The sequence below is a fragment of the Nocardia sp. XZ_19_231 genome (genome assembly GCF_015355705.1).
GTDB classification, from domain to species: domain Bacteria; phylum Actinomycetota; class Actinomycetes; order Mycobacteriales; family Mycobacteriaceae; genus Nocardia; species Nocardia salmonicida.
The window spans coordinates 804445-817145 of the sequence record NZ_JACUZI010000002.1; the positions used below are offsets into that span (position 1 = coordinate 804445).

Annotated in this window: 15 protein-coding genes; 9 read left to right on the forward strand and 6 right to left on the reverse strand. The window is 66.6% G+C overall.

Annotated features, from left to right (window positions below; all coding sequences use genetic code 11):
* The first annotated feature begins 6 nt into the window (after positions 1 to 6).
* Both IBJ82_RS11045 and IBJ82_RS11050 read left to right on the forward strand, forming a co-directional pair.
* Positions 7 to 381: a DUF742 domain-containing protein gene (locus tag IBJ82_RS11045; RefSeq protein WP_056818578.1), complete on the forward strand. Its 375-nt coding sequence runs from the start codon at positions 7 to 9 to the stop codon at positions 379 to 381.
* Positions 362 to 964 carry an ATP/GTP-binding protein gene (locus IBJ82_RS11050; RefSeq protein WP_194825808.1) on the forward strand — a complete coding sequence of 201 codons (603 nt, stop codon included), beginning with the start codon at positions 362 to 364 and terminating at the stop codon, positions 962 to 964. The genes IBJ82_RS11045 and IBJ82_RS11050 overlap by 20 nt, the downstream gene beginning before the upstream one ends.
* 60 nt (positions 965 to 1024) lie before the next feature.
* Here the strand turns inward: IBJ82_RS11050 and IBJ82_RS11055 are convergent, their stop codons facing one another.
* Together IBJ82_RS11055 and IBJ82_RS11060 are read right to left on the reverse strand one after the other, a co-directional pair.
* The gene (locus IBJ82_RS11055; protein ID WP_194825809.1) at positions 1025 to 1552 is read right to left on the reverse strand and encodes a hypothetical protein; all 528 of its coding nucleotides are present in this window, start codon (positions 1550 to 1552) and stop codon (positions 1025 to 1027) included.
* Positions 1549 to 1827 (reverse strand): helix-turn-helix transcriptional regulator, encoded by a 279-nt coding sequence (locus IBJ82_RS11060; RefSeq protein WP_194825810.1) that lies wholly within the window; start codon positions 1825 to 1827, stop codon positions 1549 to 1551. The genes IBJ82_RS11055 and IBJ82_RS11060 overlap by 4 nt, the downstream gene beginning before the upstream one ends.
* Before the next feature lie 106 nt (positions 1828 to 1933).
* On the opposite strand from IBJ82_RS11060, the gene IBJ82_RS11065 reads away from it, so the two are divergent.
* Positions 1934 to 3445, forward strand: coding sequence for a carboxyl transferase domain-containing protein (locus IBJ82_RS11065; RefSeq protein WP_194826216.1), 1512 nt, complete (start codon positions 1934 to 1936; stop codon positions 3443 to 3445).
* A 102-nt stretch (positions 3446 to 3547) separates the two neighbouring features.
* Complete coding sequence (locus IBJ82_RS11070) at positions 3548 to 4402, forward strand: aldo/keto reductase (RefSeq protein ID WP_194825811.1); 855 nt, start codon at positions 3548 to 3550, stop codon at positions 4400 to 4402.
* Here IBJ82_RS11070 and IBJ82_RS11075 read toward each other — a convergent pair.
* Positions 4383 to 5510, reverse strand: a complete 1128-nt coding sequence (locus IBJ82_RS11075; RefSeq protein ID WP_370585262.1) for an NAD(P)-binding domain-containing protein — start codon at positions 5508 to 5510, stop codon at positions 4383 to 4385. The two genes, IBJ82_RS11070 and IBJ82_RS11075, sit on opposite strands and share 20 nt — an antisense overlap.
* A gap of 91 nt (positions 5511 to 5601) precedes the next feature.
* Between IBJ82_RS11075 and IBJ82_RS11080 the strand changes: the two genes are divergently transcribed.
* Complete coding sequence (locus IBJ82_RS11080) at positions 5602 to 6330, forward strand: enoyl-CoA hydratase (protein WP_194825813.1); 729 nt, start codon at positions 5602 to 5604, stop codon at positions 6328 to 6330.
* Positions 6330 to 7463, forward strand: a complete 1134-nt coding sequence (locus IBJ82_RS11085; RefSeq protein WP_194825814.1) for an MBL fold metallo-hydrolase — start codon at positions 6330 to 6332, stop codon at positions 7461 to 7463. The genes IBJ82_RS11080 and IBJ82_RS11085 overlap by 1 nt, the downstream gene beginning before the upstream one ends.
* A gap of 36 nt (positions 7464 to 7499) precedes the next feature.
* Here the strand turns inward: IBJ82_RS11085 and IBJ82_RS34625 are convergent, their stop codons facing one another.
* Both IBJ82_RS34625 and IBJ82_RS34630 read right to left on the reverse strand, forming a co-directional pair.
* On the reverse strand, positions 7500 to 8135 hold the full coding sequence (locus tag IBJ82_RS34625; protein ID WP_228536837.1) for a transposase: 636 nt from the start codon (positions 8133 to 8135) through the stop codon (positions 7500 to 7502).
* A 524-nt stretch (positions 8136 to 8659) separates the two neighbouring features.
* Entirely contained in the window at positions 8660 to 8962 is a 303-nt protein-coding gene (locus IBJ82_RS34630) for a helix-turn-helix domain-containing protein (protein WP_228536838.1), read from the reverse strand.
* Between the two features lie 193 nt (positions 8963 to 9155).
* Between IBJ82_RS34630 and IBJ82_RS11095 the strand changes: the two genes are divergently transcribed.
* The 3 genes from IBJ82_RS11095 (at position 9156) to IBJ82_RS11105 (ending at position 11963) form a co-directional block, all read left to right on the forward strand.
* The gene (locus IBJ82_RS11095; RefSeq protein ID WP_056818564.1) at positions 9156 to 9401 is read left to right on the forward strand and encodes an antitoxin; all 246 of its coding nucleotides are present in this window, start codon (positions 9156 to 9158) and stop codon (positions 9399 to 9401) included.
* A gap of 49 nt (positions 9402 to 9450) precedes the next feature.
* The gene (locus IBJ82_RS11100) at positions 9451 to 11709 is read left to right on the forward strand and encodes an ATP-dependent DNA ligase (protein WP_194825815.1); all 2259 of its coding nucleotides are present in this window, start codon (positions 9451 to 9453) and stop codon (positions 11707 to 11709) included.
* Positions 11710 to 11783: 74 nt separating this feature from the next.
* Positions 11784 to 11963, forward strand: a complete 180-nt coding sequence (locus IBJ82_RS11105; protein WP_056818562.1) for an antitoxin — start codon at positions 11784 to 11786, stop codon at positions 11961 to 11963.
* A gap of 63 nt (positions 11964 to 12026) precedes the next feature.
* On the opposite strand, the gene IBJ82_RS11110 is transcribed toward IBJ82_RS11105, so the two are convergent.
* The gene (locus tag IBJ82_RS11110; RefSeq protein WP_370585263.1) at positions 12027 to 12668 is read right to left on the reverse strand and encodes a cysteine hydrolase family protein; all 642 of its coding nucleotides are present in this window, start codon (positions 12666 to 12668) and stop codon (positions 12027 to 12029) included.
* Positions 12669 to 12701: the final 33 nt, after the last annotated feature.

A 12701-nucleotide genomic window follows, 5' to 3' on the forward strand; every position in this document is an offset into this window, starting at 1 on the left:
GGTGGGATGGACATAGACGATCACCGCATGGGGAGCGCCGAGCCCAGCCTCGTTCGCCCGTACTCCTTGACTGCCGGCCGCACCAGGCCGGCGGTCGAGTTGGCGCTGGAGGCACTCGTCGCATCGCATCCGGTCGCCATGGAGCGGCAGTACGAACTGAACAACCTCGAAACGTCCATCGTGGAGTTGTGCAGGCAATCGCCGTCCGTTGCCGAGATAGCTGCCCAGCTGTACATCCCGATCGGGGTGGCCCGGGTACTCGTAGCCGACCTGATCGAGGCCGGTCATGTCCGGGTTTCGGCAACTTTGAAAGACGATTCCAGCGACGATGAACGTCGCGAGCTGATCGAAAGGGTTCTCAGTGGACTCCGGCGTATATGATTCGACGGCGCAGGTCGACACCCGCACGGCCAAGCCGACTTCGGCGAAGATTGTGGTCGCCGGCGGCTTCGGCGTGGGTAAGACCACGATGGTCGGCGCGGTGTCGGAGATCGTTCCGCTGCGCACCGAGGCGTTGGTCACCAACGCCAGTACCGGAATCGACAACCTGACCGGTATTCCGCAGAAATCGACCACCACGGTGGCGATGGACTTCGGTCGCATCAGCCTCGCCGACGACCTGGTCCTGTACCTGTTCGGTACGCCGGGCCAGTACCGGTTCTGGTTCATGTGGGACGACCTGATCCGCGGCGCCATCGGCGCCGTGGTGTTGGTCGACACCCGCAGGCTCGAAGACAGCTTCGCCGCTGTCGACTACTTCGAGGCCCGCGGGCTGCCGTTCCTGGTGGCGCTCAACGAGTTCGACGACGCGCCGAAGTACCCGCTCGAGGACATCCGCCAGGCCCTCGCGGTTCCCGCCGACGTGCCGATCATGTCGATCGACGCCCGTCGCCGGGAACCGGCCAAGCAGGCCCTGGTCGCCTTGACCGAGTACGCGTTGCGCAAGGTCATGCAGGGCTACTGACGTGAGACGGGGCTGCCGCGATGAAGGCAGCAGCCCCGCCCTCGTTCGGGCCGTGCTCGTTCAGGACTCCGGTTCGGGATCGGGCCGGGTCCAGCCGAGGATCATCGCCGGTGCACAGCCGCCTGCCATGATCGTGGCCAGCATCATCAGTCCGCCCGCGTAGGCGATGTTGTCTGCCTCCGGCGCGAATGTGCTGCCGAAGATCAGGTACGCCAGCGGCGGCATGGTCAGCGCCTGGGTGAGCGCGAGCCCCGCCGAACGCGCCTTGTTGCGTTCGGCGATCTCCAGTTCGTCGAGCATCTGGTCGGGTGCGTAGTCTTGCCCGCCCGACGCGATCCGCAACATCGTCCAGCTGGGTAGGAACAGCAGCGCCGAGACGAGCGCGACCACGCGCGCGCCGGACAAGTCCAGCGCGTGGATCACCCCCGCGACCGCGAGTCCGAGCAGTGCGATCGTCACGACGACGACGAGAATCCGCCGCCGACGCTGCGGTCGCCAGTTTTTCAGCATCCCCGCGGTTTGCTGCTCATGGGCCAGCCAGCGCCGGACGCGGTAATTCTGGTAGCGGTCGATGAGTGTGCTGGTCATGGCATCTCGCCTTTCGTGCGTGGGTAGAGCTCGGCCGACAACGCCCCGAATTCCTTGCGGGAGAACACGACTTCGACCGGCAGTGCGAACACATCGCAGATGCGCATCGCCAGATCGAGGCTCGGATAGTGATCGCCACGCTCGAGCGCGCCGATCGTCTGGACATTGACGTTGACGGCCTCGGCAAGCGCCGCCCTGCTCATCCGATGCTCCGCGCGCAACACGGCGATGCGATTGAAGATCGGCAGGGTTTCCCCTCGTCTGACTGGGCTCACCTAACAGAGTGTTGTAAAAACACAACATAAAGTCAAGGTGTTGCAACGCTTCGCCACGATTGTGTGATCCACTCGAACCCGGTCCGGCTACGCTCACAGCGTGCGGATGTCGGCGGATGACCTGCTCGAACAGTTGCTCGACGCGGACTCTTTCGTGAGCTGGGATCGTGCGCCGATCGAGCCCGCGATGTCGCCGCGTTATCGGCAGGAGCTCGTCGCCGCGGCCGAACGGGCGGGTACTGATGAGGCGGTGTTGACGGGGGAGGGGTTGTTGCGGGGGCGCCGGGTCGCGGTGATCGCCTGCGAGTTCGCGTTTCTCGCCGGGTCGATCGGGGTAGCCGCGTCGGAGCGAATCGTGCGTGCGGTCGAGCGCGCTACCGAACTCGGGCTGCCGTTGATCGCCTCGCCGACCTCCGGTGGCACTCGGATGCAGGAGGGGACAGTCGCTTTCGTGCAGATGGTGAAGATCGCGGGTGCGGTGGCCGTGCACAAGGCGGCGGGGCATCCGTATCTGGTGTACCTGCGCGATCCGACGATGGGCGGGGTGTTCGCCTCGTGGGGGTCGTTGGGACACATCACCTTTGCCGCGCCCGGCGCGCTCATCGGGTTTCTCGGGCCGCGCGTGTACGAGGCGTTGTACGGCAGGGCTTTTCCGCCCGGCGTGCAGACCGCGGAGAACCTCTATCGCAACGGTGTGATCGACGGCGTGGTGACGGTGGAGATCTTTCGCCGCATCGCGCACCGGGCGATGAGCGTCGCGGGGGGAGCCGTTGTTCCGGTGACTACCGAGCCGGGTTGGGCTGCGCCGGTGCGTAGTCCGGCAACGTCGGCGAATCCGACTGCGAGCGCCTGGGATTCGGTGCTCAGCTCGCGCAGGCCCGGAAGGCCCGGTATTCGGGACCTGCTTCGCCATACGACGCAACGGGTTCCACTCAGCGGCACCGGTCGGGGCGAGTCCGATCGCACGGTGCTGCTGGCCCTCGCCCGCTTCGCCGGACAACCGTGCGTCGTCTTCGGACACGACCGGTCCGGCCAGGAGGGCGAGCACACTATGGGCCCGGCCGCCCTGCGCGAGGCCCGGCGCGCGATGGTCTTGGCGCGTGAATTGCGGTTGCCGCTGGTGCTTGTCATCGACACCGTCGGCGCTGCCCTGTCCAAAGAAGCCGAGGAACGCGGCCTCGCTCCCGAAATCGCCCGCTGCCTGGCCGATCTCGTCACCCTCGACACTCCGACGGTCTCCGTGCTGCTCGGTCAGGGCACCGGCGGCGGCGCGCTCGCGCTGTTGCCCGCCGACCGGGTGCTCGCCGCCAGGCACGGCTGGCTCGCCCCGCTGCCGCCCGAAGGCGCCAGCGCCATCGTGTTCCGTGACACCACGCACGCGCCGGAAATGGCTGCGGCGCAAGGCATCAGATCGGCGGACCTGCTCGAAGACGGTGTGGTGGACCAGATCGTCGAGGAGTACCCCGACGCCGCCGACGAACCCGTCGCCTTCGCCCGCCGCACGGTCCTCGCGATCGCCGCCGAACTGGCAGCGCTGCGCACCTACGAGCCCGCCGAACTGCGCACGATGCGGCAGGCCCGATACCGGCGAATCGGACTTGCCGGAGCCGTGTACTGAACCGGGGGCGATCCCCTGACCAGCGCCCTGCTTCGAACAAAGGGGGAAACACGCGACGCGCCGTCGTTGACGCCACACCGAACCACTTCTACCTTCGAGGGGGTGACCTTCCGCAGCGAGAGCAGCCCAGTCCCCACCATCGTGCTCAATGACGGGAACGTGATCCCACAGCTCGGCTTCGGTGTGTTCCAGGTGCCCGCGGAAGACGTCACCGGGGTGGTGGCCGAGGCGTTGAAGGTCGGCTACCGCAGCATCGATACGGCCGCGGTCTACGGAAACGAGGAAGGCGTAGGCCGCGCCGTCGGTGAATCGGGGATTCCCCGCGACGAACTCTTCATCACCACCAAGCTATGGAACGCCGACCAGGGCTACGACAGCACCCTGCGCGCCTTCGATACCAGCATGCAGCGCCTCGGCCTGGACTATCTCGACCTGTATCTGATCCACTGGCCGGTTCCGTCCGCCGGCCGCTACGTCGACACGTTCCGCGCGTTCCAGGCACTGAAGGCGCAGGGCCGGATCGGTTCGATCGGTGTCTCCAACTTCCGGGTGATCGACCTGGAGACCCTGATCGCCGACGCGGGCGAGGTCCCCACGGTGAACCAGATCGAATTGCATCCCACGCTTTCCCAGCGTGACCTGCGTAAGTACCACGCCAATCACGCGATCGCCACCGAGGCGTGGAGCCCGCTCGGGCAGGGCACGCTGCTCGACAACCCGACCATCGTCGGCATCGCCAAGGAACTCGACCGCACGCCCGCACAGGTCATCATCCGGTGGCACCTACAGCTGGGCAATATCGTCATCCCGAAGTCGGTCACGCCGTCGCGGATCGCCGAGAACTTCGACGTGTTCACCTTCGAGCTCGATGCCGAGGCGATGGAGTCGATCAGCCGCCTCGACACGGGCAAGCGGGTCGGCGGCGATCCGGCGACGTTCAGCGTCGGTCTGGACTGATCCCGAGGTAGTCGGTCAGTTCGCGCGCCGCTGCCCGGCCCGCCCGGTTGGCGCCGATCGTGCTGGCCGACGGTCCGTAGCCGATGAGATGGATGCGCGGGTCGACGGCCACCTGGGTCGCCAATCGCCCGGTCATGGTGATCCCGCCGCCGGGTCCGCGCAGCCGCAGCGGTGCCAAGTGATCCAGTGAGCTGCGGAAACCGGTCGCCCACAGGATGACGTCGGCGGCCTGGAAACTGCCGTCGGCCCATCGCACGCCGGTGGGCTCGATCCGCTCGAACATCGGCAACCGCCGCAGCGCACCCCGCTCGCGCGCGGCCCGTAATCGCTCGTCGAGCGGCAGTCCGGTCACCGACACGACCGAGCCGGGCGGTAGGCCCGCGCGCACACGGTCCTCCACCAGGGCAACCGCGTCGCGCCCGTCCTGCTCGGCGAACGGCGTCTCCCGCCACCGAGGCTCCGACCTGGTCACCCATGTGGTGGAACTCACGAGCGAGATTTCGTCGAGCAACTGCACCGCTGAGATCCCCCCACCGACGACGACCACATGTTTGCCCGCGAACTCGTCGGCCGTGCGGTAATCGCGGGTGTGCAGTTGGCGGCCCGCGAAGGTATCGGCGCCCGGATAGCGGGGGATGAACGGATGCTCCCAGGTGCCGGTGCCGTTGATCAGCCCCCGCACGCGCAGGGTGCCCGCCCCCTCGGTTTCGACCTGTAGTACCTCGCCGCGGCCCGCGCAGCTCTCGCCGTCAGCGGTCCGATCGCACACGACTTTCACCGTCACCTGTCGTTGAACCCGCAGGTCGAAGCGCTTTTCGTAGAGCTCGTAATAGTGCGGCACCGCTGTGGCCGCTCGCGCCGACTCCGACCCGGCGGGCAGTGTCTCGGCGAACGACATCCCCGGCAGATCGTGCACTCGGTTCACCGTCGTCAGGGTCAGCGACGGCCACCGGAACTGCCAGGCGCCCCCTGGTCCCGGTGCGTGGTCGACGATGCGGAAATCGCGTTCGGGCGCCAGCCCCAGCTTGCGCAGGTGGTAACCGGCGGACAGTCCCGCCTGACCCGCACCGATCACCAGGATGCCTGGGGCAGAATAGTCATCGACCACAGCGTTCGATGCTATCGCCTTGCGGGGCGTTGTCGGCGGGCTGTGGCAGAGTGTGAACATCCACGAAATCCGGTGATTCTGGGGAGGACGCATGCTCGGCGTGACTCGCGATGGTGATGTGATCACCATCGAACTACAGCGCGAGGAACGGCGCAACGCGCTCAACGAGGACCTGGTCGGCCAGTTGCGCGCCGCGGTACTCGACGCGGTGGCCCAAGGTGCGCGCGCCATCGTGCTCACCGGCCGCGGGCCGATCTTCAGCGCGGGCGCCGATCTGTCGGGGGTGTACTCGGAGTCGTTCCTCGGCGGCCTGCTCGACATGCTGCACACCATCGAATCCGTTCCGGTTCCGGTGATCTCGGCGATCAACGGCGGCGCGCTCGGCGCGGGTGTGCAGCTGGCGCTGGCCTCGGACCTGCGGGTGATCGAGCCCGACGCGTACATCGCGGTGCCCGCGGCCAAGCTCGGCATCTCGGTGGATCGCTGGACGGTGTCGCGGCTGGCCGCCCTGATCGGTGGCGGCCCCGCCCGCACCATCCTGCTCGGCGCCGAATCCGTCTCCGCCGCAGACGCTTACGCCTACGGCTTCGCCAATAAGCTCGGCACGCTCGCCGATGCCAAGGACTGGGCCAAGTCCATCGCGGCGCTCGCGCCGCTGTCGCTGCAAGCCATGAAACTGATGCTCAACGACGATGGCACCGGCGATCCGGCGAGCGATCAGCAGCGGGCCGCGTTGGAAGCCGCGTGGAGCAGCGACGATGCCAAAGAGGGCCGCCTGGCCCGACAAGAGAAGCGTCCGGCGAAGTTCGTGGGCCGCTGATGCGCATCACACGCCTGGCGGGTTCGGTGGCGAGCACCTTCGGTCTCGCCTGGGTGGCACGCGCGGTCTGGGGTCTGCCCACCTCGATCGGTGCGGGTCCGTCGGCGATCGCGCCGACCGCGATCGGCAAGTCCTCCTACCGCGACGGCCGTTTCCACAACACCGAGCCGAGCTCCATGCTCGCCGCGGGCGCCGCGCCGTCGCTGATCTGGTCGGGGCTCACCAAGGGCAGTATCGGTCGCCCGGCGAACCCTGTCCCGCTGGTCACCCCCGCCGTTCCGGAGCAGGCCGCCGACCTCGCGGTCACCTGGTACGGGCACGCGAGTGCGCTGGTCGAACTCGACGGCTATCGCGTGCTGGCCGACCCGGTGTGGAGCGAACGGGTCTCCCCGTCCCCGGTGGTCGGCCCAGCCCGTCTGCACCCGGTCCCCGGCGAGTTGTCGCAGGTGCCACAGGTCGACGCGGTGATCATCTCCCACGATCACTACGACCACCTCGACAAAGCCACCGTCGACGAACTCGTCCGCACCCAGCTCGCGCCGTTCGTCGTGCCCACCGGCATCGGCGCGCACCTGCGCCAGTGGGGCGTGCCCGAGTACCGGATCATCGAGCTCGACTGGGGTGGCTCGGTCTCGCTCGGCCATGACGCCGACGACCGCGGGCTCACCATCACCTGCGCCGAGGCCAGGCATTTCTCCGGCCGCGGCCTGGTCCGCAACACCACGCTGTGGGCATCGTGGGCGCTGTCGGGCCCGACCAAGCGGGTCTACTTCGGCGGCGACACCGGCTACACGAAGGCGTTTTCCCAGGCGGGCGCGGTACTCGGCCCCTTCGATCTCACACTGCTGCCCATCGGCGCCTACGACGAGCGCTGGACCGATGTGCACATGAACCCCGAAGAGGCGGTGCGCGCGCACGCCGACCTGTGCCTGGGCGACGCTTCCTACGGACTGCTGGTCCCGATCCACTGGGCCACGTTCAATCTGGCTTTCCACGGTTGGTCCGAACCGGTCCGGCGCTTTGTGTCGGCTGCCGCCGATGCGGGTACTCCGGTGGTAGTGCCCAAGCCGGGCCAGAGGGTGGTTCCGAATGACCTCCCACCACGGGATTCCTGGTGGGAAGATGTGGAGTGACTGTTGCCCGTGGTGAGCGACGTGAGTGATGCTCCATCAGGCAGCCTCACCTTGCGGTGAAGCGGTCCCCGCCGAACCCGGCTCACGCGGCGTCGGGGTTGACGTTTCACAGCCTCCTGCCTCGCCCGCTGGCGCAGGCTCGGACTTGCGGATGGCTCCACGTCCTGGCACCGACCCACTGTCGGCACAACCCTGTTTACCCACCGTCAAGGGGTGGGTCTCGCCGAGTCGGGCGAGGTTGATCGCGGCATTGCGATCACGATCAATCGACAGACCACAAGACTCACAGCGATAGACGCGATCGGCGAGGGTCAGGTTTGGCTTTCGCCCACCGCACCCCGAACACGTCTTCGAACTCGGAAACCACCGGTCAGCTTCGATCAGAACCGACCCGTACCAGCGAGTTTTATAGGCCAGCATCTGCCGGACCTGCGCTAGGGCCGCGTCAGCGAGTGCCCGGTTCAATCCCTTCCGAGCACCGCCCGTGGACCGCATCCCGGCCGCGTTCAGAGTTTCCACGGTGATCACCTGGTACTGCTGGGCCAGTTCAGTGGTGGTCTTGTGGATAACATCGCGGCGAACTGCGGCGGCCCTCCCATGCGTGCGGGCGATCTGTGCCGTGGGCCCGCCACCGCTTCGATGGCTTCCGTCGGGTTTTCGAAATCGGATCATAAGAGCCCTGCTGACGCGCCGCCCGCCGTTGCAATACCCGCAGCCGGGCCTGCGCGGCAGTCAGGGGTTTCGGCGCTCGAACACGAGCGACCTCACAACAGTCAGGGGTCGCGATCACCAGCAGTGCGTCCGCTTTGACCCCGACATCGACCCCGACTACTGGGTGCGGTGACCGGCGGGCATGCCCGGGACGGGTTTTGGTCGTGACGAGGGTTTGGAATGAGACGTACCAGCGGCGACGCGAATCCTGGGCGAGGGTGGCGGAGAGAATGCGTGCGGTTCCCGTCTCGACCCGGCGTGCGAGTTTGCGGGTCGACTCATGTGTTTTGAGCCGCCCGACCCGGGGGAGGACGATGTGATGGCGGTCGGGCTCGACTCGGATCGTCCCCGTGGTGAATCGAACGGACAGCCGAGACCGGGTTACGGTTTTGAATCTCGGGAATCCGACCGGTTTACCGGCTCGCAGACCGGCCCGGGCGGCAGCCCAGTTATCCAGCGACCGGGCGAGGCCATCGAGTCCGGTGTTAGGCCTCCTTCGAGTTCTCCGCCCACCACGGCGCGTGCTCGTGCTTACGCCTATTCCAGATTTTGCGGAGCCCGGGTAGTGACCAGCCGATCGACGGGGTCAGTTCCGTCTCCGAGATCCCGTAGCTGCGTTCAGCGGTGCGTTGATCGATCACCGCTTTGACGAAGGCGAGCATGTGGTTGAACGCGAACCTGGATGCACCGCAATGTGATCGGAGTCCCGGTTGTTGTTGCGGGGTGGGGTCGAGCGCGAATCGGTAGGCCTGCATCGTCCATCCGTCAGGGATGTCGAACCTCGACATCAGCGATCAACTCCTTCCCGCGGGGTCTCGTTGCTGCTCACCTATAGCGGTTACGATGTCATAGCGGTGAGACATATTTCGATCCATGTCGGCGGTCGGGCCGCGACAGTGCTGATGTGTGCTTACGTTCGATCAGATTTGCTGATGAAACACCGAGCGGCACAGAATCTCCTCTTGAAAGGAACACGGTCAGATGAGTCTCGTGGATACGCTGAAGGGCTTGCTCGGTAAGGGCAAGGTAGCGGTCGAACAGAACGCCGACAAGATCAATGAGGCGGTCGACAAGGCCGGCACCTTCATCGATGACAAAACCAAGGGCAAGTACAGCGACAAGATCGAGAAGGGCAAGGACGCGGCCAAGAAGGTCGTGCCCCCGCAGGCAGGCCCCGGCACTACCAACGGCGGCCCCGCTCCGACAGATCCCGGACCCAAGGCCTGATTCGGTGCGCGGGGACCGGTAGCGGTCCCCGCCACTGGCGATCACGTCGATGGTCCGCCGCGAATTTCGGGGTGCACCGGGTGAACCGGACATCGAGGTTGAGCTCAGCAACCTCGACAAGGTGCTGTACCCGGAGACCGGGACCACGAAAGGCGAAGTGATCGCCTACTATTCGGCGATCACCGAGGCGGCGCTGCCCCATCTCGTGGGACGTCCGGTCACCAGGAAACGGTGGCCGAACGGCGTCGACCATTCCGATTTCTTCGAGAAGAACCTGCCCGAGCACGCGCCCGCGTGGATCCACCGCGCCGCGATCGAGCATTCCAGCCGCCGGGTGGTGTACCCGCTGATCGATTCCGAGGCGGGCATGGCCTGGCTCGCACAGCAGGCGGCGCTGGAAATCCATGTGCCGCAATGGCGTTTCGACGCGAACGACCGTGGTCCGGCCACCAGGATCGTGTTCGATCTCGACCCTGGTTCCGGCGCCGGGCTGGCCGAATGCGCGCGGGTCGCGCTGGCCGTGCGTGAGATGGTCGCCGATATCGGCATGCGGGCGTTCCCGGTGACCAGCGGTAGCAAGGGCATTCACGTCTATGTGCCGCTGGATCGGCCGCTGAGTTCGCGTGGCGCGTCCACCGTCGCCAAGCAGGTGGCCGCCAATCTCGAAGCGCTGCACCCGGATCTGGTGACGGCGACCATGGCGAAGGTGGCCCGTCGAGGCAAGGTGTTCCTGGACTGGAGCCAGAACAACGCCGCCAAGACCACGATCGCCCCCTACTCGCTACGCGGTCGCGCCGAACCCAATGCCGCCGCCCCGCGCGCCTGGGCCGAGATCGAAGACGCGGATACATTGCGTCAGTTACGTTTCGACGAGGTACTCGCCCGCTGGAAAGTCGACGGTGACCTGCTGGCTGATCTCGATCCGCCACTGCCCGCCCGCCCTGACTCGCTGACCAAGTACCGCAGCATGCGCGACCCGAAGCGCACGCCCGAGCCGGTCCCCGAGGCCACGCCGGAACCCGGCCCCGGCAATCGCTTCGTCATCCAGGAACATCACGCCCGTCGCCTGCACTGGGATGTGCGCCTCGAGCACGACGGCGTCCTCGCCTCCTGGGCGGTGCCGAAGGGCCCGCCGACCGAACCGAAACACAATCGCCTGGCCGTGCGTACCGAGGACCATCCGCTCGAGTACCTGCACTTCCACGGCGCGATTCCCCGAGGTGAATACGGCGCGGGGGAGATGACGATCTGGGATTCGGGCACCTATGTCACCGAGAAGTGGCGCACCGACGAGGTGATCGTCGAACTCGACGGAGAGCGTGTGTCCGGCCGCTACGCGTTCATCCAGACCAAGGGCGACCAGTGGCTCATGCACCTGATGCGCGATCAAGTACGTCGGGAACCCCTGGTGGACAAAGGTTTCCCACGCGGCTTGTCGCCGATGCTGGCCACCGCGGGGGATGTCGAATCGCTGACCCCCAAGGACTGGGCCTTCGAAACCAAGTGGGACGGCTTCCGGGTGATCGTCGAGATCGACGACGGCACGGTCACTGTCCGCAGTCGCGCGGGCAATACGGTGACCGCTCGGTATCCGCGCCTGGCCGTTCTCGGCGAGGAACTGGCCGGGCACCAGGTGGTGCTGGACGGCGAAGCGGTGGTGCTCGATGACGCCGGACTCTCGGATATCGCGGCGCTGCAAGCGGATTCGGCCCGTGCGGTGTTCGTCGCGTTCGACGTGCTCTACCTCGACGGCACCTCCCTGCTACGCAAGAAGTACACCGACCGCCGCGCCGTGCTCGAGGCGCTGGGCAGGCTGTCGCCGTCGATGAATGTCAGTGCGCTGCTCGGTGGTTCGGGGGCAGAGGCGATTAAGGCCAGTCGCGAGCAGGGGCAGGAAGGGGTCGTCGCCAAGCGGCTGGAATCGGTGTACCAGCCGGGCAAGCGCAGCCAGACCTGGCTCAAACAGCGTAACTGGCGCTCGCGCGAGGTGGTGGTCGGTGGGTGGCGGCGTAGCGACAAGCGGCCGTTCAAGTCGCTGCTGCTCGGTATGCCGCACGAGGACGGCCTCATCTACGTCGGCCGGGTGGGTACCGGATTCGGTGACGAACAGGCGCGTCGGATCGCCGCCGAGCTGGCCGGGCTGCGGTGCGCGACTTCACCGTTCATCAACGAGATGACCGCCGACGAACGGCATGACGCGCAATGGGTCACCCCCGAGCTCACCGGCACGGTCCGCTTCCAAGCTTGGACCGACACCGGACGCCTGTGGCACCCCGTGTGGGACGGTGTGACGAGTTCGCCACGATGATGCTCACCGCGAAATCTGCGATGTTGCTACGGTGATCGCGTTGTACCCGGTGTCGAATCAACGAGGAGTACGCGGTGGATTTCAAGAACCTGGCCGGCAAGGCGATGGACCTGGCCGCCCAGCATGCGGACAAGGTCGACGGCGTGATCGACAAGGCCGGTGACGTGGTGGACGAGAAGACCGGCGGCAAGTTCAGCGGCCAGGTGGATTCCGCCCAGGACGCGGCCAAGAACGCCCTGCGCGAGAAGGCCTGATCGTCTCGGCGGGCCGATGATCACCGGCCCGCCGAATCCGCGCGCTGACTATTTGCCGTGCTGTCAGTTCCCGGTCATCAGGCCGGAGATCGTGTCGATATCGGTGACCAGAGCGTTGCCCTGGAACGCGAAGTCGTCGTAGGCCCGCGCTATCGCTTCCTTGTCGCGACCGCCGCAGGCGTCAGCGATCACCACGGGCACGAAGCCCAGATCGGTGGAGTGGGTGACGGTGGGCGCGATCCCGATTTCGAGCGCGACACCGGCGATGGCGTAGGAGCCGATCTTCAGATCGCGTAGCAGAGTGGCAAGCGGTGTGCCCTCGAACGCCGACATCGACATCTTGTCGAAGACCAGCTCGTCCTCGCGCGGCACCAGCTCGGGCACCAGCTCGAACGCGGGCGTATCGCGTTGCAGAATGAAGGCCACATCGTCGACGGATTCGGCGTTCTGCCAGCTCATCAGTAGCCGCATCCCGTACACGCCGGTCAGTCGCCGCGGCGGGAAGAAGTGCCGCAGGAAGATCACCGGATAGCCGCCGCGCCGGGCGGCTTCGACTACTCGCACGACTCGATCGGTGATCTCCTGCCCGTCAGGCAGCTGGCCGAGGACACCGACCTGCATGTCGTAGACGATCAGCGCCATCCGGTCGGGCGCGCACAGATCGCCGAGGGTTTCGGGAATGTCGAGTCCGTTTCCTTGTCGCACCGACGCCAGTGTAGGCGTCGGTGCGACGGAGGA